Source organism: Leisingera sp. ANG1 (assembly GCF_000203975.2).
GTDB lineage: Bacteria > Pseudomonadota > Alphaproteobacteria > Rhodobacterales > Rhodobacteraceae > Leisingera.
The window spans coordinates 607,268-633,368 of the sequence record NZ_AFCF02000008.1; the positions used below are offsets into that span (position 1 = coordinate 607,268).

Sequence of the window (26,101 nt, forward strand, 5' to 3'; positions counted from 1 at the left end):
CAACAAAAGCCCCGCTGCCGCGCATCTTCTAAAAAAATAGTTTTCACGGAAGCCTGCTTCCCCTAGCATGACTGGAACGATCACATGAGCCGGACTGCCGAGGCGATGCGCAAGAAACACGACACTTCCCTGCTGACCGAGGTTGAGCTGGAATTCATGACCGTGGTCTGGGACATGGGCGGCGGCACCGTGCGCGATATCCTTGCCGAGCTGAACAAGATGCAGGAACGCGCCTACACTTCGGTGGCCACGGTTCTCAAGATCATGGAACAGAAAGGCTTTCTCACCAGCGAGCGCAAGGATCGCTCCCTGGTGTACCGCCCCGCCGTTCCCAAGGCAGAGTATCAGAAAACATCTCTGAAAAACCTTTCGAGCAAGCTTTTCAACGGCGCGCCCGCCGCATTGGTGGCGCGGCTGGTCGATGATGAGGATGTGACCGACGAGATGCTCGAGGAGATGCGGGCGCTCTTGGAGGAAAGGCTGGGGGATAATGAACGCTGATGTTCTGCTGAATGCCTATATTGATCTGAATATCCTGCTGCTGGCGGGCACCCTGTTGTGGTTCGCCGCCCGCAAGGCACTGGCGCGCAGTCCGCTGGGGCGCGCCTACCGGCCTCAGCTGCGGCTGCTGAACGGAATGACGGTACTGCTGGCGGCCTCGCCGCTGCTGATCCTAGCGTTTACCCGCTTTGTCATCGCCCATCCGCCTAATTTCTCTGACATGCTGGTTTCGCAGTATCTGCAGGGCAATGTCAGCATGAGTGCCGGAACTTTTGAGGCCACCCTCGGCCTGCGCGAAGATGCAGTGCGCGGCCTCACCAGCCTGCAACCCGGCTGGGCGCAGGCCGTTGCAGCGGCTTTTGCTGTTGGGGCGCTCATCTGCCTGGCGCATGTGGCGGCCTCTGTCTTCCGCCTGCGGCAAAACCTGGCCGGCTCCTTCCTTTGGAAACGCATTGGCCGGGTACAGCTGATGGTGTCCGATGACATCCGCGTGGCCTATTCCACCCGAGGGCTGCTGCGGCGCTACGTGGTGCTGCCCTCGGCATTGCTGAATGATCCGCGTGACCTGCGCCTGACCATCGCGCATGAGCTGCAGCACTTCCGCCAACGCGACATCGAATGCGAGTTTCTGCTGGAGCTTCTGCGCCCCGCCCTATTCTGGAATCCCGCCTTCTACCTTTGGCGGCGCGAGGTGCGTCTGTTGCGCGAATTTGCCTGCGACCAGGCGCTGATGGCGCGGCCTGCGTTTGATGTGCGCGCCTATTGCGAATGCCTGATCCGTGCCTGTGCCCTTGCCGCGCGCGGCCCGGCACTGTTCACCCGCCGCAGCCCCGCTGTGGCGCTGGTAGACCGCCGCGAAACCCGCCGCGGAGCCTCCCTGCAACGCCGCATCATTGCGGTGACAGCGGTTCAGCCGCGGGGGCCGAACTCCCTTGGCTGGGGGCTGGTCTCTTTGACGATGGCCGGGGTGGTGCTGGCGACGGCGGTGCTGCTGCAACGCCCCAGCGACTGGAGCCATGACCGCATCATGCTGTCGACGATCGTCAACCTGGAGCGCATGGCCAGCCGCAACAGCACTCCGGAGCTTGCCGTCAGTGCCCTGAACGGCGGCTTTGCTGTGCCAAGCCAGTAACTCTCCCGGCCAGTCGCCACCTGTGAACACAGTGATCTTGGCAGGTGGCACCGGGAGCTGCCACCAGTCAACTTAAAGACGCGATCTTGCGCAGACGATCCACCCTTTCAAGAAAAAAACTCCGTTGCTCCCCCCTCTGAGAGAGGTCAGCGCGGCGGAAAATGACTGCTTCAGCGCGGCGCGAAGCGGGAAACATGCGTTCTTAGCCCCCGAAAACTGACGCTAAACCGCTTCAACCCCAGGCGGTTAGCGCCTTAGTCAGCGGGTTTTCACCTTTCATCCGCATGTATTTGGCAGGTTCCCGCTGTGGCAGCAGCACGGCGGAGCCTGAGGGTTTTCTTTTGGTACATGCCAAGTCCACAACAAGCGCAAGTGTTAGCTTACGGGTAAAAGGTGACGGGCATGTACCAGACGGACTACAAACCGATTGGCGGATACGGCCAATTCAATACTATTCTTCAGCTTCAGGACGGCCGCATCGACATCTCGGAAGATGGCAGCGTTTCCCTGATGCGGGCAGGATCGGCAGGCGAAAAGGTTGGCAAGTCAGCCTATAGCACTGCAATCAATTCAACTGATGCCTCCGGTCTGATCACCGCCGAGTTTGAGTTCATGATCCCGGATGGCAATCCGCTGAGCCATATTTATCTGGCAGACCTTGAGAGCAACGCCTCTAGCAGCGGGTTCAACCCGGGTGTGCGAATTCAAGTCCGTGACGGGTTGATCCGGGTCGAACGCGGCAAGATCGGTATCAAAGAGTTGTGGCCGGCGGATCAGGATGAACTGCTGCAGACCGGAAAATGGTACACTTTGAAGATCGTCATGCGTCCCGGTGATCAAAACAGCGGAGAAATTCAACTGTATCTGGATGGTAAGCTCGTCGTGGACGAGCAGGGCCAGACCATGGACACGCGCTATGCCAATGGGGAAATCGACCGCGTTCAAATCGGCCTTACCGCCAACGTAAACGACTATGACGCGGCCTTGGCGGTTCGCAATGCCGAAATCACCGTTGACCATCCTGGCACTGGCAATGATGGCCACTACAGCCTGAACCCGCTGGATGCGCTTCAGCACTCGGTTGGCATTTACCGCAATGGCACCGAAGCTGACCCCGTATATGTCAGCGAAATCAATCCGGATCAGCCTTCAACACCCGAACCGCCGGTGGAAGAACCCGGTTTTAACACCATCACCGGCACCCCGAACGACGATGTTCTGAAGGGAACCGGCAATGCTGATGCCGTTCGAGCATTCAATGGCAGGGACTGGCTTGATGGGGCCGGAGGCAGCGATCTGCTTCGGGGCGGTGGTGGACTTGACACCATCTCTGGCGGCAGCGGCGATGATACAGTTTATGGCGGAACCCGTGGTGACAGGCTGTATGGCGACTCTGGCCGGGACGAAGTTCACGGAGGGAAGGGCTACGACCAGATTCACGGCGGAGGCGGTGAGGACAAGCTGTTCGGCGGCAACGGAAAGGACAAGCTTTTCGGAGGCAATGGCCAGGACGTGCTGTACGGCGGCGCCGGTGAGGACACGCTAAAGGGGGGCAGCGGTAATGATACCTTCACGTTCAAAACCGGGGCGGGCCAGGACATCATCACTGATTTTGCAGTGGGTTCCGACCAGGTGCACCTTGATTTCACCTCGGAGGAATTGAACGCACTACGTTTTCGGAATGTTGCAGGCGAAGACGGTGGAGTGCTGATTATACAGGGAGAAGACAGCCTTCTGCTTCAGGGGGTAAGCTACTCTGATCTGTCCAGCAGCGACTTTCTGCTGAACGGGTCCTGAGCAGGGGTTGCTGCCGTCCTGCCCGTCCCTGTTTCAGGTCCGCGGGCGGGGTTTTCCTGATCTGAGAGATTGACGCAGAAGCTGCAACTGGCTGGCAGTCTCCAGACGCAGACGCGCGCCCAGGCTGGCACGGCTGATACGCAGGCTGCAGGTTTGCATCCGGCTGTTTGCCATCCGCTTGAGGTTATGACGCGCGGACCAGAGATTGAAGGACACAGCCCCCTCATCCAAGCTGTGTTTGATAGACTTGAACATCAGGGCGGTACCGGCCCCCAGCTCGCCCCCGTTGGGCGTAAGGGCTGTGAAGTAACCGTGATGCGTTCCGCCCCGGTCTGCCAGATTGAAAACAAAGGCAACAGGCTGCCCCCGGAGTGAAGCCGACCAGAACCGCAGTGTTCCGTCCCTTGCGCAGCCGCGAATCTGGTCTTCGTATAGCTGTAAGCCGACGTGGCGCATGCGCGGGCAATTCTTCCAGCTGGCAGACACCACCGCCCTAAGCACGTTTACCGCGGCCTCCGGGTCATCGTCAGGCGGGCTCAGGCAGACTTCGCAGCTGGCTGCCAGTTTCCGCTCGGCTGAACGCAGGTTGCGGCGGTTCTTGCTGCTGAGCTGTGCCTCCAGCTCAGCGCCGCTTGCCACGCCTTCTACCAGGTAATAGCCCAAGCCGGCACGGTTCCCGACGCAGTACCCCCCCCGTTCAAATGCCTGAGCCAGACAGCGGCCCAGGCGGTTGCCCTCCGGCAAATTTTCAAAGGTAAGGTCCAGCCAGCGCATCTGTTCCAAGGCCTGAACCAAGGCCGAGGACAATTCCTGCTGGTCCAGCTGCGGGTCAAACAGCAGATCAAAAGCCGGGGATGACCCGTAAACAGGCGGCCCTGCGCGCCAAGCCAAGGCCGCTTTCCAGTCGCGCCGGCGGAACAGCGGCAGGAAGGCGGCCAGGTCCCCGCCCCGCCACAGACACAAGCACACAGGTCTTTGCCCTTCGGCAATTGCAGCACGTGCCCACGGCAGGAAAAAGCCTGGCCTGTCAAAGGCACCGGCGCCTGCCGCCGAAGACAAGGCCGTCAGCTGCCCGTCCAGCGCCTGCAGTTCAGGCAGGCTGCAAGCAACTTCAGCACGCAGTGTCGGCATTAAGGTTTCCTCCTTACTCTGCCGGATCCCGGGACCAGGCGTCCCGCGGGGGGGCCATTCACGGTTGCCGGCCAGACCCAGACAGGAAAGTCTGCCGGCCGCCGGCTGGCACGCCGCCGCTGAGCTGCTGCAAGCAGCGTCTGCGGCACGCCATAGGCAATCAATTGCGCGGCCTTTGCGACAGCCAGATCCGCCGCCGTCAGTGCCTGTTTGCGCTGGTCCCGGCTGGCAAAGCTGGAGTTCGGAGCATATTCCGGCTGCCGGATGCTGTCCGCCTCCAGCCCGGCGGCCGCGAGCACCGGTGCCAGTACCTTGCCCGGATCGGCGCGCAGGGTTTCATAGTCCGCCAAAAAGACGCGTTTCCTGCCCAGTTGCCGCTGCAGCTGGCGCATGCAGCGCTGATGAAACACATTCGAAGCACAGGCCCGCCCGATCAGAAGGGCGCGCCGCGGGTAAGATGGCGGACGGCGGCCATAGGACCACAGCCGCGATCTCAGGAAGCCCGGGTTGCCGCGGCTCACGCATAAAAACAGTGCTCTGGGCACAGCTTTGGCTATATCTGGCCCCAGCAGGGTGTGGTGCGGCGATTTCTCAACCCAGGCCATTGCGTTCTGCCTTTGCGACAGCGCTTCCATAACCCTGCAGAACAATTCTGCAGGGCTGGCGCTGGCTTCGGCTGCCTGCTCTCCCCACCTGCGCGATAACCCGCAAAGCTGGTAGTATTCGCTGCGCAGGAAATCCCCTGCTGCATCGGCGCGCCAGCCAGCACTTGGCCAAGGCTCCATGGCTGGTGCGAAGTGCGAGAAGAAAATACTTTCATGCACCCCGTGGTGACGCTCCGCCGCCACGGCGGCAACTCCGGGTTGCGCCGCCAGCAGATTGGCAGCCAAAGTGGTGCCGGAGCGCTGCAAACCCAGAACAAAAATGGGCATGGCACGATGCGTGGTCATACGCCCGCCCCCGCCTGCTGCCGCAACCCGCGGCACGCGCGGCGCAGGTTGAACAGCAGAGCATGGCTGGGCTGGCGCAGCGGCAGAACATAGGCCGGCACCAGCGGCACTGCTTCCGGCCTGAAAGCTGACTTGAACTGCGCGCGGTTTCTGGCCCCACCGGAAACTTCCGCGCCGCCAGCGTCAGGCACGCTCACAGCACCGGCCATGTCATATTGCGCAAACCCCTGCGCCTGGGCGGTTTTCATGGCCTCCCAGACGAGCGGATACCCTGCAGCCGCACTGGAATGCTCCTCACAACGCGCGAGGGCCAGCCAGAACGCCCGGCTGCCATCGGCAATCATGACATGCCCGGCCACAAGCTTTCCCCGCTGCCAAGCCAAAAGAAACGCGCCCTTGTTCCGCGTCATCTGCCATTGCGACTCTACCGGCGGCACAGATTCCAGACCCAATCCGCGCGCGCGAAAGAATGCCTTCATCAGCGGTTTGAACTGCAGGGCTTCTTCCAGGCTTGCAGCAGGGCGCACCTCAATCCCTGCCTTTTGCGCATTGCGGATCTGCCTGCGGCAGCGCTGCTTCAGCCTGGATTGCAAATCCTCTGCGGAGCCGTGCAATCCGACCAGCGCCGTTTCCGTGTGTTGAGATTGAGCACCAACTGGCAGCCGGACACAGCCTGCGGCCTGTAACATTTCACAGACTCTCTGGACTTCCACTTCACCGCTCCAGCGCGGGTTGAGCTGCATCGAGCAGCAGCCTTCGCGGCGCAAACGCGCTGCAAAGGCTGGCAGTACTTGCGCCAGCGCCTCCGGCGTCCTGGTAACAGGCCCGCGCCGGAAACTAGCAAAGTACCGCCCCGGCGCGAGCCATGATAGACGCGCGACGCCAAAGCCGGCGATGCCGCCATCCGGGTAGCATGCAGTCAGCACAAGATAACGGTGGCGCGGCGGCGGCGGGCAGACAGTGGCAAAATCAGGAGACTGCAGCCAGGTAGCGGGCGGGCAATCCTGGAGGAAAGCTTCGACACTGCTGCTGGCCGCAGATTGCGGCACCTGATCCAAACTGACATGGATTTCTGCATTTTCAAAGCTAAGGCGCTGCAGCATGATCAGGTCCTTCCCTTGCCACCAGCAAGGATGTCGGCCCGCCGCGGTTTGCGGTTTGGCAGCAGACCGCGCACCCCTGTCAGTTCCCGCAATGCATCCTCAAGCTTCAGCAGCCAATAGGCCGGGCTGCCCCGCCGTACCCCCCGAAGGCGCCGGACCTGATAGGATCCGGTTTCGAATTCACGCAGGTAGTGCGTCCTGCGGCCGAATTCAAAGCGTACAGGCCGCCCCTGGCTGATCACATCCCGCAGGCTTCGGTACATGACGCTGCGGCCTGGCGACAACTCGGAGAACTCCTCGTCAAACTCCGAGAACAGGCCATACCAGGTGTCTTGGCAGCGGACCGCGCAAAAAGAAGCAATGTCCTTCTCCCCGGCCCGCAACAGGATCAGGCTGCCGCGGCCTCGTGCGGCCAAGCGGCGCCACAGTTCATGCAGGAAAGTGCTGCCCCCTTGCAGAGCAGCCAATCCGGTTCCTGATGTTTGCTTCCAGCTGCGTTGCGACAACACGAGCATCCTTTGCACTGGCGCGGTGTCCTGCGACTGAAAAACTTCCAATTCCGCCTTGGCCTCTTGCAGCAGCCTGTCGCTGATGCGGACTTTCTTGCGGAATGAGCGGCTGCGGGTTTCACAGTAACTGTCCCAATCGGTGAGGTTCTCTGCGATTGAGCTTCCCTGGGCGCGATCCTGCCACAGCTCCAGCCCTCCAATACGCAGGCATCGGGTGGCAAACACGTCACGGGTGCAGACGCGGAACAGTGCCAGTTCAATGCCGGCCCGCGGCGCAGACTTGCATACGGCTTCCAGCAGCGCCCTCAGCGTTTCACGGCTGGTGGCGAGAAATTCGAAAAAGCCCGCGTAGTGGCACAGCCAGCCGGTCAGCACCCGCGGCCGAAAGAAGGGCAGCAGCTTGCTGAACCGTTTCCGGATCAGGCACATGGGTGCGGCCGCGACCATTTGGCTGGCCTGCCAGATTGTGATGACCCGCAACTCGCCCGGCGAGCCAAATCCAGCGTACTGTGCCGCCAGCCAGTCAAAGGAAGAAAACAAGCGCCCGCGGCAGCGTTCGTGCATGCGGCGCCATTCCGGCTCCAGAACGGCCAGGTCTTCCCAGCGGTTCAGGATGCGGGTTTGCAGCGGTTCCAGCGCTGCGCATCGCAGGGCCGCGCCATCACTCATCTGCCACCCTCCGCGCCGGAGCCCAGCGCACACTGTGCACCCCGGCCATCGCCCGCAGAATGCCAAACCCCATTGCGGCATGGCCCAGCACAAAGAAGCGGCAAAGCCCTGACCCAGGCAACCGGGCCAACAACGGCCACAGCAGCGATCCGGCTGCGACGCCGTAGATAACCATCTGCATCAGCAAGACCGCAGTATAAATTCCGCCATGTGCCGTTGCAGCCGCGAGGCTCAGCACCAGCAGCAGCGGCAACAGGAAGGCCACGATCCGCCGCAGACCCTTGTGCAAAAGCAACTGCAGTGCATAGAGCCCGTATTTGCCAGGGTTCATAAGACGGCGCATCCGCATCAGGCCGCGCCAGCCTCGTTCCGTGGAACGCACCCGCCGCATAAACTCCTCCCCGGTGCGGCTTGTGACCGCCTCCTGCGCGACCGCCCGCGGCTCAAACACAAGGCGCCGGTGCTGCGCAGGGGCCTGTACTGAGATGAAAAAGTCATCTGCAACATCGCCAGGCACCCGCTCAGGCACCAGTTTCCGCCGCATAGCGTAGAGCGTACCCTGAGCCGACACCGCACCGCCCAAACGGCTCTCTGCTGCTTTGAGGGCCGAGTCATACACCCAGAACAGGCGTTCTGCCCGCGCCAGCCAACCGCCGCGGCCCTTGCGGTGTTTTGGCCGCAGGCGGCCGCAGACACCGCCTGTGTCCGGCCGTGAAAATGGCGCCAGAAGATGCCGCAAGGCGTCAGGTGACAGCATGCTGTTGGCGTCGGAGAAAACCACCACATCCGCGTCGATCCGGGCCAGCCCCGCGGTCAGCGCTTGCGCTTTGCCGCCATGCTCCGGCGTCTGAAAGGCACGGATGCGGGGGCTGCCCAGCGACAGCGCCTGCTGCAGCGTCGCGTCCTCAGAACCATCGGAGACCACCAGCACATCCACCCTGTGCGGGCCGCAGTCCTGCGCCAGGACGGTCTCCAGCTTGGCCCGGATCGCGGCTTCTTCGTTGCGGGCCGCAATCAGCACCGTGGCCTTCAGCGGCTGTTCTGGCGGCAGCGGCGCCCGGCGCCCGAACACCGCGGCCAGCAGGCACCAAAGCAGCCCGTAGCCCGCTAATGAGAAGCAAATCATCCCAGCGCAGACCCAGAACAGCAGAGTCATTCCGCTGCCCTCCCCAAGGCCGAAGCTGAATAGGCGCGGAATAGATCGAACTGGCGGCGCGCATTGACCGCCAGCGAAAATTCCTCCTCCACCAGCCGCCGCCCTTGGCAGGCAATGGTGTAGGCCGCCACGGGATCTGCCTGCACGTCTTCCAGCGCCCGGACCAATTCGTCAACGGAGCCCGGTTCGATCAGGAAACCTGTCCTGCCCGGGCGGATCAGTTCCGGGATGCCGGACACATTGGTGGAGATCACCGGCCGCTGGAACGCGAGCCCCTCAATCGCCACGTTGGGGATACCTTCAGTGCGCCCGGAGGGCCCGATCACCGAAGGCACCGCGATCACATTGGCGCTTTGATAGAGCTTGCCAACTTTGGAAAAGTCCTGCTTTCCAAGGAACGCAACCCGCTCACCCAGGCCTAGTTCCGCCGCCAATGCCTCTAGCTGCGCACGCTCCGGCCCATCGCCTGCCAGCGAGCAGCGCCAGTCCGGCACCTCCATCGCAGCCAGCGCGCGCAGCAGCAAGTCCACGCCTTTCCGTATTTGCAAGGAGCCTACATAGAGCACGTGAAACGGCCCGTCCTGCGGTGGTGGGCCAAGCTGCGGGATCGTCTCCACATCGACGCTGGAGTGGATCACCTGAATTTCCCCCGCGCACAGGCCGCGGACATGTTCCGCCAGAAAATCCCGTCCGTAATTGCTGATGGTGCGGACAAAGGCGGCCTCGCCCAGCTTCTCCGCCAGCAACCGCTGGGTACGGAAAATGTCATGGGCGCGGCAGCTCACGGAATAGGGGATGCCTGTCAGCCGGTGGATCACCCACGCCGCGGTCGCCGGATGGCCTGCGAACTCTGCATGCACATGATCGGCGCCCCAGTCTGCCAGTTCCCGGGCTATTGCGCTGGCGGCAACAGACACCACGGCGGACTTCCCGGCCAGAACCGGCTTGCGGCCCTGTTGCGTGCCGATCACTGCCAGGGGCCCCGCCATATTGCCCAGCTGTGCCGTAAAGCTGGCCAGGGTAGCCGGGCTGATCAGCCCGACGTGACGGGCAATGGCGCGGGTTGGCTGCGCGAACTCATGCAACACTTCGGAGGTGTTATAGGGCGACAGATGGTACAGCCGGACCTCAGCCCCGAACTCCAGAAACTTCAGCACATCCCTCAAGATGAAGGTTTCAGTGAATTTCGGATATTCCGTAACGATAACTGCCAGCCGCATGTCAGTTTCCCCCACCCCCGTTGCCCGCCTGGCCTGTGCCGGCTGTCCCGGTGCCTCCCCCAAGGCATAGCGTCCGGGCCGCCACACAGAGTGCGGGCAGGATCCACATAAACTTAGTGTCTTCATTGGGCATGAACAGCGATGCGATCAAAAAGGCTGCAAAGCCGTAGGCCAACGCCTTGGCAAAAACCGACAAGCCTGGCACCGCGGCGCGCGCGGCCTGAACCGCCGATCTCATGGCGGTCAGCATCACCCCCATAAACAGCGCCAGGCCGATTAATCCAAGCTCTGCCGCAACTTCCAAATAGCTATTGTGCAGCTGCCGCGGTCCCGGCTCCCGGCCCGGATACCAGCGGAAATCATCCCCGGCATAGAAATGCGGGTAATTGCCGGGGCCGACGCCGAAAACCGGGTTCTCCCACAGCAGCTCCAACCCGATCAGGTTATAGGAAAACCGCCGCAGCAAGGTCCGGTCAGACCCCTGCTCAAAGATCGTACCCATACGCTCCCAATAGACCTCAGGCACAAACGGCAGCGCCGAGGCAAGGGCGGCGGCAAGGCATATCAGCATCAGCGGGAACAGCCGGCGGGTCCGGTTCTGCCACATGTAAGTCAGCGCGATCAGCATCAGGGCAATCGCCGCCGACCGGGCCAGCGTCAGCACCAGCGCAGCCATGCCCACCAGCACCACCGCGCCGCTGAACCACCTGTAAGGTTTGTGTTCGAAGAACAGAACCGCAGCAATCACAACGGTGCAGAGCAGCATATGCGCCGCAGTAGTTGGATTGTAATTGGAAGCGCCGGCGCTGCGGGCCTGGCCCTCGAACTGGGCGGTGGTGGCAGCAGCTTCGGTTGCCACCAGCCGCACGCCCAGCATACTTTCTGCCAGCACGAATAAACCCGATACCAGCCCGGTCCCGACCAGCACCCAGACCATAGCGCGCAGCCGTCCCGGTGTGTCAGCCAGGGCAACAATCAGGAAGAACAGCACAATCACGCTGGCAAAGCCAATGACATGCTCTTTGCCGGCTGCGCGGAACTCGCAGGTTAAAAACGAAATGCAGAGCCAGATCAGGAACAATACAACCAGAGACTTGATCCGGCTGGGCGGTCCCAAGCGCAGCGGACGCGGCTTGCGGTAGCTTTGAATCAGCATCCCTCCTACGGCTGCAACGCTGAGCAATTTGAACGCCGACAGCGGCAGAGCCTTGGACAGGAGGCCCGCCAGAGCATCGAGATGGGAAAAGACGACCAGCAGCAGCGCCGCGGCATAGGGGTTCAGAGTGAGTATTCCGCCGGCGGCGAGGCCGGGCACCAGCATCAGGCCCTTCTTTGGGGACTCGGCGGCATAGGCGACCAGCAGCAGCGCCAGAAAGCCAAGCCCGCCTGCCAGCAGCAGATATCCGGTCAACCGCCAGATCATGCCGCGGGTGCGCCCTGGCATTGCCGGCTGCGTTGCCGTCGCGCATTCACGCGCCTATGCAAGGCCTTGCTGACCCCCGCAGCCAGGATCACCAGATACCAGTATGCGTTGCCCTGAAAGCAGCGCACCGTTGCGTGGAAATGCCAGGTGTCAATCCAGGCACTTTCAAACCCAGCGGCGTTTTCCCCCGCATGCACCCGGCTGATCACCGCCGGATCCTCCCCCGCCCGGTTGCTTCCCTGTCCGGCCGTGGTCGCCCAATAGCCCTCCTGCGCGGCAATGCGGCGGGCGAGGCTGGAGGTGCGGTTCTGGGGCCAGCAGAACAGTTCGGGTGCTTTGCCAAGCCGGGCCTTGAACTCTGTCCGGCAGCGGGCCAGTTCGGCCCGAACCCGGGCGCCGTATTCCGCCGCCGTCTCCTGCTGCCCGCCTGTAAATGCCGGCGCCGCCAGAGCCGCATCGCTTTCAGGAATCGCCGTCCCTGCCGGGACCGCAGGCGGTTCCTCCGGCAGATACCAGTCGTGCTTGCTGCCGCGCATGGCCGCCCATTGCATCCAGGCGTGACGTTTCCAGTTTTCACGGGTGAGCCGCCCCACTGATCGCGGACCGACTGGCACCCGGATATGATCCACACCGTGCGGCTGCACGTCAAAGACCTTGTCCGGGCCAGCTCTGTCCAGCGCCCGGATCTCGCCCCAGCTAAGATACCCATCCCAGCGCGCCGGGCTGCTGGTATCGTCCAGGGATTGCGGTTCGGGGCGGTCGGGTGCCGCGAATTCCAGTGAGACAAACAGGGTCGCCTGCATGCGGTGGCGGCGCAGGATCGGCGCGGCGGCAACCCAATTGTCCAGATATCCGTCGTCAAAATGCAAAAGCACCGTGCCGGAGGGAACGGGCTTGCAAGCGCGGCGGCGGCGAATGAACTCCGCCGTGTTCATTACAGTGCAACCCATCTTCCGAAGCTGCGCAAGTTGCCGGTCCAGGGTTTCGGGCCTGACCGATGTCTCTGCCGCCCAGGGCAGCCAGGACGCATCCGCGCTGACGCTGTGCCAAGTAAGGCACGGCACGCCCCCGCGCCGCCGCATCCAGCCATCGGCGACCCACAGCCAGCCTCCCAAGGCTGCCGCCCCGCTCCATCCCGGCACATCTGCTGCGGAAAAAATGCCCGCGGCCAGCAGGGCCCAGGCAATCAGAATGAGAGTAACGCCGCCGCTCCAGAGAATAAGCGCCAAGCGCCGCTCTGACTTGCGGCGGCCGCCAGCCAACGATGTGTTGTGCTGTAGCACCCCCGGTCACCTCCTGTCAGCCTTTCAAGAAGACCCCAAAAATGTTCTCCACCCCCTGCGCCTGCAGACGGGCCGTCAGGCCTTGCAGTGCTTCCTCTGCCACGGCGCCGGGACGGATGCCGACCACCACCCAGTTGAATCCTCCGGCATTGCCCATTGAGAAGCTTTCATCAGCGCCGCCGAGATCAGTTACTTTGACACCGTTTACACGTGCTGCCCCGGCACGCCCGTCCAGCAACCGCCCAAGGTGAACAACCGACTCGCTGGTGTCGCTGGGCACCGCCCGAAGGGTTGCTGTACCGCTCTGAACCCCGACCTTGTCGGCCAGGGTTTCCAGGTGCGCCTCCCTCTGCTTTTGGCGGCCTTTGAGCCGGCGCAGGGCAACCTCGATCACTGCAGTCAGCCGGCGGCTTTCCTTGTCACTGCCAAGAGCCGTCACCGCTCCCTGCCAGGGAATGGCATTGCATTGCATGTTCATTTTCTTGGCGAGTTCCGCCAGTTTTGCCCGGTTGGGGCGATGCAGCGGTATTGTGCCCAGGACCCGGGGTCCGAACAATTGCCGCAGGTCCGCATCGGTTTTGACGGTGTTGGAGAATGTATCTGCGCAAATGACCAGAAAGGCCGATGCCATCACCCAGCCGGCTATGGCAAAGACAGTGTTGACGATCACCCGCGGAAAGGCCGGGTAGACTGGCGCAATTGCAGGATCAATGACGCGCAACGCGGCAAAATTGTTGGCACGCGCCAGCCGCAACGCGTTGATCTGATCCTCCAATTCGGAAAAATTGCCGTTGCCTTTGGCAATTTCCTGGCTCAGCACTTCCTCCATCTGCCGAGAGGCAGTTTCAGCCTGGGCGCGGGCATATGCTACATATTCGTCGGCCAGGAAGTTGGCGGCGGCGGCGGCCAGCTCTGGCTTGTTCCAAAACACCTTAATCTTCAGGATGTAGGTCCCTTCGATCATGTCGACTTTTATGGAATCCTGCAAAGACAGCACTGCGTCGGTGTAGGGGTCAAGCTGCACGTGCCGCCCCGAATTCAGGATGTTGTAGATCCTGCGGGCACTGCGCCGGAAGCTGGTGAAACGCTCCGCCACCTGCTGTTTGAGACGCGCCGGTTGCGGCTCTGCTCCAACAGGCCCGGCGGCTTCCTCATCTGCGGGCTGTTCAGGCGATGGACCTGCGGAAAGCTCCGCCGCCATACGGTCCACGGTCTTGGCTGCAATTTCACGGCTTAACAGATACTCGATATGAGTTTGGGCGAGCAGGTTTGCCGGGTTGATCGTGGTTGACCGGACGAAATTCTGGCTGAACGCCAGTTCCGTTTTCGTCGGCAGCAAGGAAACCTTGGCTGATGCCACGTAGGCTGGCGAGACATAGAGAAAAAAGGTGCTGATTGTGGCCGTGCCGCCGACCAGAATTACAAAGGCAAAGGCAACCAGCCCCCAGTAATAGCGCAACAGCTGGCGGTAATGGGCAATCATGGCCGGCCTCCCCTGAGATCCGCCTGCGGCCCGAAGTGCTGTTCTGATAAGCGGGCGGCGGCCCGCTGCTGCCGCCTGCCTAAGGTCATGACGAAATCACCGACGATTGCAATAAGTAGCGCTCAACAAAATGCCTGGCTCCCCTGGTTGTGGTGGAGTAGGTCGCATAGTTGGCAAATCCGCTGCGGCCGATACCAACAGGTTCGCAATGTTCGATTTTCGCCCGCACCTTCAGGCGGCATATGCGGCCGGACTTGCGGGTGCGCACCAGCATCACGAAATGCTCGCCCGCGGGAAAAGGGCGGGTTGAAACAAATTGCACAACCTCATCCGAAATACCGCAAATCGCTCCGACATGAGTGCTGTTGCCTGCCGACAGCTCAACCTTGCTGTCTGGCGGGCAATTGAAGCCAGCCCGCAGCCATTTGTGCGCGGCAAGCGGACGGAACTGGTCCGCGATCCCTGACAATGCGAGACGGGCTGATTTTGCCAGCACGCAAAAGCCGACATAAGCCAGAAAGCCGAAAGCAGCACGGTAGCGGATTGGCGTACGGCAGCACATGCGGTTGAACCGGGCCCGCAGATGCTTGGGGGTTTCGTGGGTCATCAGCGCCTGCGCAAAGCCGACCAGCCCCGGGCGGATGCGGAAGCGTTCCTCGTAGGCGGGTGCTTCTTCACGATAAAGGTCTTCAATTTCCGGGCGTATCGGCCGCGGGCCGACAAACACCATGTCACCGCGCAGAATGTTGATCAGTTGCGGCAGCTCATCCAGCCGCGAGCGGCGCAGATAAATGCCAATTTTTGTCTCCGTCATGGACCGGCGCGGCAGTGTCTGGTCGCGGGTCACCGTGCCGGCGTTGAAGCTCAGAGTGCGGAACTTCAGGATCTTGAATTCCTTGCGGTCCTTCCCAAGACGGCGGCCGGCATAGAACACAGGACCGCGCACCAGCAGTTTCTGCATCACGATGATCAGCAGCATGAGCGGACTGACAAGCGGCAGCAGCAGCAGCGCCAGCCCGCGGTTGATCACCGCATCCAGAAGCGGACTGGAAGGCATGTAGCCGGTACGCAGCTCGGCACCGCTCAGCAACCCCCTGGTTTTCGCCACCGGGGCGGATGCAAGTGCCGGTGCAGAGACAACGCCGGCCACACCTGCATCCTCTGCCGCCCCGGCGGCACGCCTTCGCTGCGGCTTAGGCTTGGTCCTGCGTTTTGCAACACTTGCCCTTTTTGCAGAAACGCTAATCTGGCCATCAATACGAGTTGCAGCGCCGCCCCCAACGGGCGGGCCGCGAAAGAAAACCCGGTTCATTGTATACCCCCATACAATTCCCAGTATTTGAGATAGTTCCGCAGGCCCGTTCACCAACCCCACAAAATAAAGGCCGGCGAAATCTGCGATGTCCCCTGTATCCGATGCAACGGAACGAGGCGATTCGTGTCAATTGACCAACCGGCATACGCCGAAGGGCTTACTGAACCGCAGACCTCTGCTTTTAAAACAAAATTGCTGACACACGCGATGTAACTTCAGGCCGTTTGGCTGCGGGTTCCGTTGCGGAAGAACATAAATGTTCAGCTAAGAGATGGCCGTTCCCCGGAATGAAACTAAGCTGAAGTAACGGGGGGAATTTTATTTGGTTCCAGGAAAGTGCCGCTGATGAAGCAGCGGGGGACACTGCAAAACATTATCTCTGTCACTTTCTGGAAAACCGCCGGAATGGGGCTGAGCCTCGTTGTCGCCTTGGCGATTGCAAATCTATTTGGCGCCGGGCTTGCTACGGACGCCTTTTTCTTTGCCCGGCGCCTGGTTTCAAATATTGCCGCAGGACTGGAACGCGCATTTCATCTGCTGCAGGTTCCGCCGCTGGTGCAGCTGGCGGAAACCAAAGGACTGGCCATACTGAAAGCACATCTGCGTAAGCGGCTTTGGCAAGTGTTCGTGGCCGCGTCAGTCTTCAGCGCAGCCGCCTTTGTTCTGTCGGAGGATATCATAACCTTTCTGGCTCCGGGGTTTTCGGAGGAACAGCGCCAGACGGCCGAAACCTATCTCCGGGTGCTGCTGGCAGTGCTGCCGCTCTCCGCCGCAACTGCGCTTGCAGGAGCAACTCTGAATGCGCTCAGGCTATTCAGGATGCCGGTGATTGCCCGGCTGATGCCGCGTCTGTTTGCGGCCGCGGCACTCGCACTGGTGCCTGTCTTCGCTTTTGGCCTGGGTGCCGTCGCAGCTGCCATTGCCGCAGGCACCGTGGCGATGGCGGGCATCTTTGCTCTTGGTCTGCGGCATGCGTTGTCCCGCACCTGGGAGCCGGTAAAATCTCCCAACTTGCAACCGCCCTATTCCCGGCGGCGCATCTGGGCGATGCTGCTGACGCAGTTTCATATGATTGGCGCGGGCTGGATTGACCTGGCCATGGCATCGCTGACCGGAGAAGGCGGCGTCGCCACGCTGGAATTTGCCCAGCGGATGACCAGCATGGCGCCCGGAGTGGTTACGAGCAGTGTGGTTATCGTCTATTACACCGAGTTCGCAAGCCATTTGGCTCAGGACAACCGCGACGCCTTCCGGACCAGCGTGCAAGACGCCCTGCGCGCCACCTTGCTGTTTGTGATGCCGGCCGCCGTGGCGATTTTCCTGCTGAACAAGCCGCTGGTTTCTGTGCTGCTCGGTCACGGCGCATTTGAGCCCTGGGCGGTTGCGCAAACGGCGGGCATAATTGCCTGGCTTGCTCCGCTGCTGGTGGTCAATGCAACACTGGGGACGCTGACATCGGCTCTGTTTGCAAACCCTGCGCTGCCGCATGTCAGGATCATCGCAACGTCGATCACCGCAGCTTTGGCGCTCCGCATTGTTCTCAACTGGCTGTTTCTCCCGGTTTTTGGCGTTCTGACAGTGCCAGCGGCCTCGCTTGCTTCGATGACCTTGCTGATGGCGCTGTTGTACTTCTGGCTGAGCCGCACGTTCGGCTCTCTGCTGCGGCTTCAGGAGCTGCGGCCCTTTGCTGCCATGGCGCTTGCGGCCGCAGCCGCGGCCATCGCAGTCAGGCTTGTGCAAGCCGCAGCCGGGCCCGGCATGACCAACCGGGGTGAGGAGATCCTGGTGATTGCGCTTTGTGTGCTCTGCGGCGGGGTGGCCTATGTTGGTGCTGCGACGCTTCTGCATGTACCGGAAACAGCGCGGATCCGCACGCTGCTGCGCAAGGCAGTGCGCGGGGGGGCGGCATGAAGCCGTCAAAGTATATCCAAAAGTCGCCTCCGTTGCCGCTGCGGCTGCACCGCAAAGCCCTGCCGTTTCCCTTTGACAGCCCGCAAACGCATCTTACCCGCAACGGGCGCTTTGCAATCCGCGAGGGCTTGCGCGCCCTTGGGCTGCCGCAAGGTGCCAAGGTGCTACTACCAGCCTGGCATTGCGGCTCGGAAACAGACGCGGTCCTCGCTGCCGGGATGCAAGTCGGCCTCTACAGGCTGCATCAGGACCTGTCAGCCGACTTGGACGACATCCGGCGCCAGCTGGACGGCGGAAGTATCGCGGCCATTTATGCCATACACTACTTCGGCTTCCCGCAGCCCGTCGAAGAGATGCAAGCACTTGCAAAGCAATATGGCACGGCAGTGATCGAGGACGCAGCCCTGGCGCTTTTCTCCCGCACTGCCGCGGATATTCCATTGGGCTGCCAGGGCGACATGTCCGTGTTCAGCCTGGTGAAAACCCTGCCGCTGCCGGATGGCGGCGCTTTGTGGCTGCGCCATCCGCAGCCACAAGCGTTGGAGCGGCTGTCTGCCGCCCCCTTGCGGCCTGCACTGGCCGGGCTGAAAGGCGTCTTGCGGCGCAGTTTCGGCAAGCCCCGTCCTGCCTTGCCGGCAGTGCCAGTCCCGCAGCGGCAATTGGAGGCGTGGCATCCGCGGGCGGGGATAGCTCCTGCGGACATGCGCGGGCGGATATCCCCCTTGTCCCGGCTGCTGCTGCGAATGCCAGAGGCCACGGACATCACCTCGGCCCACCGCGCAAATTTTCTGGTATTGCAGCAAGGTGTCCCGCTGCGCAGCGGCATGCGGCCGCTGATGCCAAACCTGCCCGCTGGCGCCTGCCCGGCCTTTTTCCCGCTGTTCACCCCAGACGCCGACCGGGTGCATGCTGCACTGCAGGCAGAGGGTATTCAGTCTGTGCGCTTCTGGCGGCAGTTCCATCCCTCCGTGGACCTATCCGGCCATCCCGAAGCGCAGCAACTGAAGCGGTCGGTGCTGCGGCTTCCGGTGCATCCGGGTTTGCGGCTGCAGGAACTGCAGCGGATCTGCGAGGCACTGCACAGGACTGTCTGACTTGCGGTCAAAGCTGGCAGAAGCTGACATCATCCAGCAGCATTTCCACTGCTTGCGGGTTCGAATTGGCGGTCAGCCCAACCTGAAAGCGGTCGGCCTGCTCCTGCACTGCGACGTCCATATGGCGGGAAACGATCTCCTGCGTCAGCAGCGTGGTGCCGCGAACATCGCTCACCCTTTCACCGTCCAGCATCACAACAGAGCGGCCTTGCTCGCCTGTGCCCAGGGTCACTTGCCAAGACACCTCGTGCCAACCCCCGGCCGCAACCATATGCGGTGCGGTTGGCAGAAACGCCTGTTTGATGCCGATCTTGGAGCGATCCACCCGCAACATACCGCGGCGCAGATACAGCCGTACACCGGGATTGGTCTCCAGCCCGCAGGACGCGCATTCCAGGTCCATCAGGATCAGGCTGTTGAGCGGTGTGCCCAACGGGAAATAGAACCTTGCCTGCATCAGGATCACGCTGCCGGCCTGCAGCGGTTCAAACCGGTGGATATAGTCTGCCTTGCCCACCTTGCCCTTCTGTTTGGGTCCTGCTGTCAGCCGCGCCACCTGGTTTCCCGGCTGCACCGGATCATTTACCAGAACTGCAGTGCCGCGCTGCAACTGCACATGAGCGAAGCCGCCATGCTCTCCGCCGCTGCCAAAGCTCCAATACCGGCCCTCGGACGGGCACACATCCTGCGCACTGCTGCCGCCCGCCGCCAGAGCAGCAGCAATAGTCAGGACAGGAAACACGCTCCTGCGCAGGCGGCACTTGAGCAATCGCATGGCGGACCTACTCTCAGTTGAACACAAACTAAGGATATAGGGCTCTTTTCCGGTTTGCCCGGAAACTGCCCTGGTGGGACAGGACATGAATGCCATTCAGCCGCAGACCCTCACCTTTGCCCTGCCGCATCTGAAAGCAGGCGGAATCGAAATGGTTGTGAAAGCGCTGCTGTGCAACCTAGACCGCAGCCGCTGGGCACCGGTCCTGATACTAAACCGCGCCGAAGGGGAGCTTCTGGCGCAATTGCCCCCCGACGTGCCGGTGCTGAATTGCGGCGGTAGGGGGCTGCTGCAGAGGTCCCGGGCATTGGCGCGGCTGCTGAGGAAACATCCCGCCGCAGTCTTATACTCCGGCACCAATGCCATGAATCTTTCGGCTGTCCTGGCGGTCTCCCTGCTGCCGCCGCACCTGCAGCCAAAGCTGGTGATTTCCGAGCACACGACAGCGGAAACCTATCTCGCCACAGCACGGCACCCCTTGCTGCGGAAATTGCTGATCCGCGCGCTCTATCCGCGGGCGGATCACCTGGCGGTGCCGCTGCACGCAATCGGCGAAGGATGGCAGGTCGCGCTCAACTTACCCGGGCCGCCGCTGGCCTGCCTGCCAAACCCTGTTCTGAACGAAGCCGATCTGGACCGGCTGCGACGCGACCCTCCGGCCCGGGTGCCGGGGAGGATCGTGGCTGCCGGGCGGCTGATACCGGACAAGGGGCATGACGTGCTGATCCGGGCCTTTGCCGAGGTGCGGCGGGCCACGCCCGGCGCTAAGCTGTTGATCTACGGTACCGGACCGCAGCATCCCAGTCTGAAGACACTCACACAGGACTTGGGCGTGGAGGACCATGTGCATCTGATGGGGTATTCATCGGATCTGCTGCGCGAATTTGCCCGCGCAGAGCTGGCCGTGCTGCCGTCCTTGCGCGAAGGTTTCGGAAATGTCGCGGTCGAGGCCTTGGCTGCAGGCACACCGCTGGTGGCGAGCCGCTGCCTGGGCCCCGAAGCAATCCTCCAGGGTGGCAAGCTGGGCGTGCTGGTGCCTCCGGGTGACGCAGGCGCGCTTGCAAATGCAATCCTCAAGGAGATGCAATCCCGGCCGGACGCAGAAATACTGGCCCGCGGGCAAGAGGCCGCTATTAAATACAAAATACCTTCTGCAGTAGCCGCGTTTGACAGCTTCGCCAGCGGGATTCTAAGAGCGGATGGAGCCGTGCCTTTGCAGCCAGCCCGCAAGGCCGCGGACATCCGGTAGCTTCGAGACAGCATTTGATGCGGGAACAGCGCTTCCGCACTCGCAGCTTCAGCCTGGCTCCAGCTCTGCAAACCCGCCGCGGCGCACCTCCACCAGGTCGCCTGGCAGGACCTGAGTGTTCAATGCGGCTGGCAGAACCTGCTCGCCCTGCCCGGTGTTTCGGCGAATGCGGTATTCCGGCGGCAGCAGCGGTCCGGTGGCGGGCACTTGCCCCAGCGCCGCAGACAGCGCCCGGATCAGCTCGCGCGAGGCGGTGACCTCCGCTTCTTCATTTCGGATGGACGCCATGATCGTTGCCAGCTCTGCGGTGATTTGCTGCGCCCGCACCCGGCGGGCATCCTCGACCGAGGAAAGCAGGTTAATTTCCGTCTGCCGTGCGCGGGCCTCATAACTGGCCGAGAGCATCAGCTCGATGTTCTCGTCGTTGTAGATTGACCGCAGCTGGCGCACCCGCTCGGTGCTGGTCAACCCGCGGTCAAGCAGGCTTTCCAGATCTTTCAGGGCTTTGGCACTGGCTTCAATCTGCTCGCGCAGGATCGTCTGCTGGCTGGACAAGGCGCTCGCTTCCTGGGCGGCCAGGTCCGCCTGGATCTGGACAGAAGCCGCCCGCACCTGGTCGCGTTCCGCCCGGGCCCGCAGGATCGCAATCTGCTCAGCAATCAGAGAATCCGCTTCTGGCCCGGCCAGGGCAGAGAAGGCGGCGTCCGGCTCCAGGGACACCACACCAGAGCTTTCGGCCAGCAGCCGCAACCGCTGCGCATGCAGGTCCACCATGGCGGATTGGCGCACGGCTATCTTGGAGCGTTCATCGGCGATCCGGATATCCAGCTGGCTGGAGGCCGCTTCGCTTTCGCGCGGAAATAACCCCCCGGACACTGCTAGAATGCGCCCGACCGTAAGGCCCTCGCGGTAAGCAACTTCGCCGGGTGTCACGACATCGCCAAGGGCATAAACCGGGCGCCAGCGGCTCACGCTGACGGCAACTGAGGCCGGCAGGCCGGTACGCTCGCTCAGCAGCGCTTCCAGGCTGGCTTCCAGTGCGGCCGGTGTTTGCCCCGCTGCGGGCACTTCGCCGACCACATGCAGGGACAGCCTGCCGTCGGGGCGGACCCTGTAGTCCCGGGTGAGGTCTTCGCGGTTCAGAACGGAGATATTTACCTCGTCCCCCGGCCCCAGCACCGGCGTTTGCGCAGCTGCGGTAATGGCGGCCAGACAGACCAATAGGACTGCCCCCGCCAAGCGGGCCTGCAGTCTTGTGATGAATGTGCGGCGGGCCATATGCGGTCCCTCCTTTTACCAGTTTGGTCAGCCCACGAAGGCGGACCGCTTTCGGGTACGCAGCTGCTTCATCTTGCGCGCTTTTTTTCCAACCGGGCGCAGAAGATCCTGGGCTGTCAGCATCAGGTCAGCCACGCCGTACCGGCGGCAGACGCGCAGCCGGTGGAAGGTTTCAAATTCATCCGCCAGACGGTCGAGGAACGGTGTTGAGCGCAGCGTGTTCGAGCTTTTGCAGCCTCGCGCGATAGCAGCCTCGACCCCCCTCCAGGCCATGATCCGTCCGGGTGAAATCTTGCTGTATGACTCGTCGAAATCCAGGATCAGCCCGTAGGAGGTGCCACCAGCCTCCACACACAGGCTGCTGGCGGCCGGACGGCCCTCGATGGTCAGAAGGTGCACAGCCATGGTGCCGCTGGCTGACATCCGCCGCCAAAGTTCCTGAAAGAAGTCACGGGTGCGCCTGCTGGAGCCGATGTCGGTGCCGAGCCGGGCTTTCCAGGTCCGTGCTGACAGGCTCAGTGCAGCATCCAGAATGCGGTCGGAAGCGTCGCCAGGACTGTCAGCAGTCAGCATCTCATGTTCCCGCAGATTCAGCGCCCTGTGGCCTGCGCGCAGCGAACTGCGGAACTTCCTGCTGCGCCGGGCCAGACAAGCATCCAGGCCGTCATCATGGCGGCAGACAGCCGCCCGGATCTCTTGACGCTGACGGCGGCGCAGACCGCCCTTGCCAGATGCTTCGCTGAACCGGCTGAGCGCCGGTGTTGTCCGCACAGGTGTCAGATCCGCGAAATCACACCCCTTTGCCGCCAGCATTTCCTCCAGAAGCGCACCAGCATCCGCCTCCTGCCCAGGTGCGGCCAGAATGTCGTGAAACCCTGCCCGGTCGCTGCACAGCATCATCAGCTTGCGCACCTGCGGCCCGCCTTGCCACAGCGGCACGCGTTTCACGCCCATAGGCAGTGCCGCTGTCAGCTGGCCATCACGCCAGACACAGCCAATCCGCGGTGCCGCCCCCTCGCCAAAGGCCCCGGCCCAGGACAAAATCCAGTCCATTGACGAAAACGGACCGCCGTCTGACGCGGCATGCAGCTCCGCCCAGGCAGGCTGCAGCGCGGCCAGTGCACCAATATCCGTTATGATTTCCGTCTTTGAAGCCAAAATACCCGCCCGTCAGAACACTTCTATGCAACCTAGATGGCATTCGGTGCTTGTCCACGCAGGCTTGTGAAATAGCGGCAGCCGTTGGAACTGGCAGATAACCGCAAGAAACGGCCAGCGCGTTAGGCGGAGAAAGGATCAGGAGGTTCCCGGGGCGGCAAAGCGCCGGGCGGATCAGGCAGTTCCGGCATACAGGTGCCGGAAACGGCCATCTTACACCGAGAGGATAGAAGCAGGCTCTGCATCGGCCTAGCACTTGCCCATGGCACGCGGAATTCCGTGGCCTCAGGAAGATCAATACAATTAGTTGGAGTGTCTCACATGAAAAAACTCGCACTGACCGCCACCGCCCTTGCTGCTTTGGCCGCTTCGCCGCTGGCGGCGATGGATTCCATCACTGAGGCCGATACCGACGGCAATGGCACCTATTCGCTGGAAGAGCTGCAGGCGGCGTTTCCCGACCTGACAGAGGAAACCTTTGCGACCATCGACGCCAATGCCGACGGCGAGGCGGATCTGGCTGAGGTGAAGGCAGCGGAGGAGGCCGGCCTGCTGGCAGCGGCTGGCTGACCCCGCGGCAAGGCGGCTCCCCCCTCAAAACCAGCCGCCTTGCCACTTGCGGTTCCCCCTGATGTTAAATGGTGCAAGGCCCTGCTCGGCAGGGCCTTTTTACGCGTCCATGAAGGATTAGCTGCCGTCGGCCTGCCGCTTCAGCCGCTCGATATGGCGGGCAAAAATGTAAGTTGCCGGCAAGCCGAGCAGCAGTCCCCAAGCCACTGACTCATACGGGGTCAGCACCTGCCAGCCGATCCAGCTGGCAATCAGCGATGCAAAGAAGATGTTGACGGCCGCCGCCCCCGCCCCGAATGGGTAAAGCGCTGCCAGCAACCGCCAGGAGGGCCGCGGTGTCATCGCCGGCTCACCAGGTATTGGACGAACCCCAAGCTGACGATCAGCGCGATGGAACCCATCAGAAACCAGAACTCCGCTGTTTCGGTCTGCGGCTGCGGGATCGGCCGTTCAAAACTGGTGGCAAATACGCTGGACGGGGCCAGCAAGGCCAGAGCGAGGATACGTTTCATCTCAGTGCTCCATGGTCAGGGATTGATAGATTTCCGGCAGCGCGCGCGGCAGCCGGTCAGGGTCAGGCAGCAGGGTGAACCCGGCGCGCCCGAAGATGCGGGCAAACCAGTCCTGCCCGTCGGCGTCGATCACAACGCCATGCACCGATTGGCCCAGGGCGCGCGCCTCTCGCACCGCCATGCGGCTGTCCTCGATGCCATGCACGCCTTCGTAGTGGTCCAGATCGTTTGGCTTTCCATCGGTCAGCACCAAGAGCAGGCGGCGTTCGGACCCTTCCTCTGCCAGTTGGGCAGAGGAATGGCGGATTGCTGCGCCGAGCCTTGTGTAGTGGCCGGGCTTGAAGCCGCCGATGCGGGCGGTGACCGCTTCTGACATCACGTCTTCGAACCCTTTGGCGCGGGTCAGGAACACCCGGTCGCGGCGCAGGGAGGAGAACCCCCAGATGCCCAGCCGGTCGCCCGCGGTGGCGATGCCGCTGGCCAGAGCCGCAAGCGACTCGCGGGCAGTTTCGATCACCGGGCGGTCGCCGACCGTCGCCTCGGTAGAGCGGGAGCAGTCCATCAGCACCGCCACGCTCAGGTCGCGGGCCATCGGGCGGCTGGCCTGCCAGACGCGGTCGCTGCCTTGCTGGCCGCAGGCCAGATCGACATGGGATTTGACCACCGCTTCCAGGTCCAGCTCGTCACCGTCCAGCTGCCGCGGCAACATCACCCGGCGCGGGTGCAGCGGCGCAAACTGGCGGCGCACGCGGCTAACCAGCCGCGGATCGGGCTGGAAGCTGTCTGCGGGGTTGCCCTCGGCCTCCAGCACGCAAGTATGGGCGGGCATGTGCTTGCCCAGCCGGTGGTTCCATTCCGGATAGGTGAACTGCCCCGCCAGCCGTTCATGCTCGGCATCCTGCGGCGACAGGTCCAGCGAGATCCGCAGCCGCGAAGCCGCACGTTTCATGTGCTGCGAGAGGGTGAGGTTGTCCTGATCCTCTGCCGCTTTCTGGGCGTTCTCGTTGTCGTCGTCATCGACCATACGGTTGATGTTCAGGCTTTCGGCCCAGGACAGGATGGATTCGAACCGGTGAACGATGAAACTGTCCTTGCGGGTGGTCTGGTCCTGATCCTGGCGCTTGGCCGTCTTGCGGGTGGAGACGGCAAGGCCTGGGGTTTTCATTTCCTCTTCCGCTGCGGGGGCCGCGCCCCTGCCCGCCTGCGGCACAGGCAGACGCAGCCAGAACGGCACCGGCTGATAGGTGCGGTAGCCGCGCGGCGCGGTGCAGGCGCAGGGTTCGGCAATGCGGCAATCAGAGCCGATTTGATCCAGCACCATCCGCTCGATCCGTGCCTCGAACCGCGGCAGGCCGTTGCGTTTGCGGGTCTCAGCAACATGAGCGCAGAAGGCTCCGTAAGCAGACCGCAGCCCTGGACAGGCAGCGAACACCTTGTCCGCGGCGCGGGCATTGGCAGCGATCTCCAGCTGATCGGCCTGATACCGGTCTTCGTTGCGCTCAGGCAATTCGATCGAGGCGGCCATTGCAGCCAGCCACAGATAGGCCTTGCGGTTCAATTCCAGGCTGGGAAAAACAGCCATCTCCGGCGGCAGGCGCAGGCGTTCGCCATCGAAACTGGCCATATGCGCCATCTCGCGCGGGGTGCCGATGCGGCGCAGCCGGTCCGGACGGTGATCCGACAGCACCGCGGGCGCCACCTGAATCTCCACGCCCCCGGCCCCGCCCAGCGCCCGGAACAAGGCCGCCACGCTGGCGCGCATGTCCTCGAACCGGACGGTGTGTTCGGTCCCATCTTCTGCGGCGCCGATCCGTGTGGCCATGCCGTGCCACAGGTTGCCAACCGTTTCTTCGGGTTCCAGAAGGTCGAGAGCGTGGATCAT

General features: G+C 62.6%; 23 protein-coding genes. 7 read left to right on the plus strand and 16 right to left on the minus strand.

What is annotated here, in order from left to right; all coding sequences use genetic code 11:
- The first annotated feature begins 84 nt into the window (after positions 1 to 84).
- From GC1_RS15510 to GC1_RS21985, 3 genes are all read left to right on the plus strand, one after another.
- Positions 85 to 501 (plus strand): BlaI/MecI/CopY family transcriptional regulator, encoded by a 417-nt coding sequence (locus tag GC1_RS15510; protein ID WP_019298165.1) that lies wholly within the window; start codon positions 85 to 87, stop codon positions 499 to 501.
- Complete coding sequence (locus GC1_RS15515) at positions 491 to 1,633, plus strand: M56 family metallopeptidase (protein WP_019298166.1); 1,143 nt, start codon at positions 491 to 493, stop codon at positions 1,631 to 1,633. Before GC1_RS15510 ends, GC1_RS15515 begins: the two co-directional genes overlap by 11 nt.
- 402 nt (positions 1,634 to 2,035) lie before the next feature.
- Positions 2,036 to 3,430 (plus strand): M10 family metallopeptidase C-terminal domain-containing protein, encoded by a 1,395-nt coding sequence (locus tag GC1_RS21985; RefSeq protein WP_019298167.1) that lies wholly within the window; start codon positions 2,036 to 2,038, stop codon positions 3,428 to 3,430.
- 33 nt (positions 3,431 to 3,463) lie between these two features.
- Here GC1_RS21985 and GC1_RS15525 read toward each other — a convergent pair whose 3' ends face one another.
- The 10 genes from GC1_RS15525 to GC1_RS21995 all read right to left on the minus strand — a co-directional run bounded on the left by GC1_RS15525 (position 3,464) and on the right by GC1_RS21995 (position 15,507).
- Positions 3,464 to 4,561 (minus strand): GNAT family N-acetyltransferase, encoded by a 1,098-nt coding sequence (locus GC1_RS15525; RefSeq protein ID WP_019298168.1) that lies wholly within the window; start codon positions 4,559 to 4,561, stop codon positions 3,464 to 3,466.
- Entirely contained in the window at positions 4,561 to 5,511 is a 951-nt protein-coding gene (locus tag GC1_RS15530) for a sulfotransferase family protein (RefSeq protein ID WP_019298169.1), read from the minus strand. Before GC1_RS15530 ends, GC1_RS15525 begins: the two co-directional genes overlap by 1 nt.
- Complete coding sequence (locus GC1_RS15535; protein ID WP_237754618.1) at positions 5,508 to 6,560, minus strand: lipid II:glycine glycyltransferase FemX; 1,053 nt, start codon at positions 6,558 to 6,560, stop codon at positions 5,508 to 5,510. Before GC1_RS15535 ends, GC1_RS15530 begins: the two co-directional genes overlap by 4 nt.
- 56 nt (positions 6,561 to 6,616) lie before the next feature.
- Positions 6,617 to 7,792 carry a GNAT family N-acetyltransferase gene (locus GC1_RS15540; protein ID WP_019298171.1) on the minus strand — a complete coding sequence of 392 codons (1,176 nt, stop codon included), beginning with the start codon at positions 7,790 to 7,792 and terminating at the stop codon, positions 6,617 to 6,619.
- Positions 7,785 to 8,948 carry a glycosyltransferase family 2 protein gene (locus GC1_RS15545; protein ID WP_019298172.1) on the minus strand — a complete coding sequence of 388 codons (1,164 nt, stop codon included), beginning with the start codon at positions 8,946 to 8,948 and terminating at the stop codon, positions 7,785 to 7,787. Before GC1_RS15545 ends, GC1_RS15540 begins: the two co-directional genes overlap by 8 nt.
- Positions 8,945 to 10,168 carry a glycosyltransferase family 4 protein gene (locus GC1_RS15550; RefSeq protein ID WP_019298173.1) on the minus strand — a complete coding sequence of 408 codons (1,224 nt, stop codon included), beginning with the start codon at positions 10,166 to 10,168 and terminating at the stop codon, positions 8,945 to 8,947. Before GC1_RS15550 ends, GC1_RS15545 begins: the two co-directional genes overlap by 4 nt.
- Position 10,169: 1 nt before the next feature.
- Positions 10,170 to 11,612: an O-antigen ligase family protein gene (locus GC1_RS15555; protein WP_019298174.1), complete on the minus strand. Its 1,443-nt coding sequence runs from the start codon at positions 11,610 to 11,612 to the stop codon at positions 10,170 to 10,172.
- Positions 11,588 to 12,820: a polysaccharide deacetylase family protein gene (locus GC1_RS21990; RefSeq protein WP_152612449.1), complete on the minus strand. Its 1,233-nt coding sequence runs from the start codon at positions 12,818 to 12,820 to the stop codon at positions 11,588 to 11,590. The genes GC1_RS15555 and GC1_RS21990 overlap by 25 nt, the downstream gene beginning before the upstream one ends.
- A gap of 70 nt (positions 12,821 to 12,890) precedes the next feature.
- Positions 12,891 to 14,357: a hypothetical protein gene (locus GC1_RS15565; protein ID WP_019298176.1), complete on the minus strand. Its 1,467-nt coding sequence runs from the start codon at positions 14,355 to 14,357 to the stop codon at positions 12,891 to 12,893.
- Between the two features lie 85 nt (positions 14,358 to 14,442).
- A complete protein-coding gene (locus GC1_RS21995; protein ID WP_162183417.1) occupies positions 14,443 to 15,507 on the minus strand; it encodes a sugar transferase in 1,065 nt (354 codons plus the stop codon).
- A gap of 510 nt (positions 15,508 to 16,017) precedes the next feature.
- Between GC1_RS21995 and GC1_RS15575 the strand changes: the two genes are divergently transcribed.
- Both GC1_RS15575 and GC1_RS15580 read left to right on the plus strand, forming a co-directional pair.
- Positions 16,018 to 17,583, plus strand: a complete 1,566-nt coding sequence (locus GC1_RS15575) for a lipid II flippase MurJ (protein ID WP_019298178.1) — start codon at positions 16,018 to 16,020, stop codon at positions 17,581 to 17,583.
- Positions 17,580 to 18,677, plus strand: coding sequence for a DegT/DnrJ/EryC1/StrS family aminotransferase (locus GC1_RS15580; protein WP_039498672.1), 1,098 nt, complete (start codon positions 17,580 to 17,582; stop codon positions 18,675 to 18,677). Before GC1_RS15575 ends, GC1_RS15580 begins: the two co-directional genes overlap by 4 nt.
- Before the next feature lie 7 nt (positions 18,678 to 18,684).
- Here the strand turns inward: GC1_RS15580 and GC1_RS15585 are convergent, their stop codons facing one another.
- Entirely contained in the window at positions 18,685 to 19,452 is a 768-nt protein-coding gene (locus GC1_RS15585; RefSeq protein WP_193748117.1) for a hypothetical protein, read from the minus strand.
- A gap of 85 nt (positions 19,453 to 19,537) precedes the next feature.
- Here GC1_RS15585 and GC1_RS15590 point away from each other — a divergent pair, with 85 nt between their 5' ends.
- A complete protein-coding gene (locus tag GC1_RS15590) occupies positions 19,538 to 20,701 on the plus strand; it encodes a glycosyltransferase (RefSeq protein WP_019298181.1) in 1,164 nt (387 codons plus the stop codon).
- A 48-nt stretch (positions 20,702 to 20,749) separates the two neighbouring features.
- On the opposite strand, the gene GC1_RS15595 is transcribed toward GC1_RS15590, so the two are convergent.
- Positions 20,750 to 21,979, minus strand: coding sequence for a polysaccharide biosynthesis/export family protein (locus GC1_RS15595; protein WP_019298182.1), 1,230 nt, complete (start codon positions 21,977 to 21,979; stop codon positions 20,750 to 20,752).
- A gap of 27 nt (positions 21,980 to 22,006) precedes the next feature.
- On the minus strand, positions 22,007 to 23,137 hold the full coding sequence (locus GC1_RS15600; RefSeq protein ID WP_019298183.1) for a GNAT family N-acetyltransferase: 1,131 nt from the start codon (positions 23,135 to 23,137) through the stop codon (positions 22,007 to 22,009).
- 321 nt (positions 23,138 to 23,458) lie between these two features.
- Between GC1_RS15600 and GC1_RS15605 the strand changes: the two genes are divergently transcribed.
- Entirely contained in the window at positions 23,459 to 23,707 is a 249-nt protein-coding gene (locus GC1_RS15605) for a calcium-binding protein (RefSeq protein WP_019298184.1), read from the plus strand.
- Between the two features lie 117 nt (positions 23,708 to 23,824).
- Here the strand turns inward: GC1_RS15605 and GC1_RS15610 are convergent, their stop codons facing one another.
- The 3 genes from GC1_RS15610 to GC1_RS15615 are packed head-to-tail and all read right to left on the minus strand — an operon-like array spanning position 23,825 to position 26,101.
- Complete coding sequence (locus GC1_RS15610; protein WP_019298185.1) at positions 23,825 to 24,049, minus strand: hypothetical protein; 225 nt, start codon at positions 24,047 to 24,049, stop codon at positions 23,825 to 23,827.
- The gene (locus GC1_RS22725) at positions 24,046 to 24,219 is read right to left on the minus strand and encodes a hypothetical protein (RefSeq protein WP_019298186.1); all 174 of its coding nucleotides are present in this window, start codon (positions 24,217 to 24,219) and stop codon (positions 24,046 to 24,048) included. Before GC1_RS22725 ends, GC1_RS15610 begins: the two co-directional genes overlap by 4 nt.
- A 1-nt stretch (position 24,220) precedes the next feature.
- Positions 24,221 to 26,101: a nitric oxide reductase activation protein NorD gene (locus GC1_RS15615; protein ID WP_019298187.1), complete on the minus strand. Its 1,881-nt coding sequence runs from the start codon at positions 26,099 to 26,101 to the stop codon at positions 24,221 to 24,223.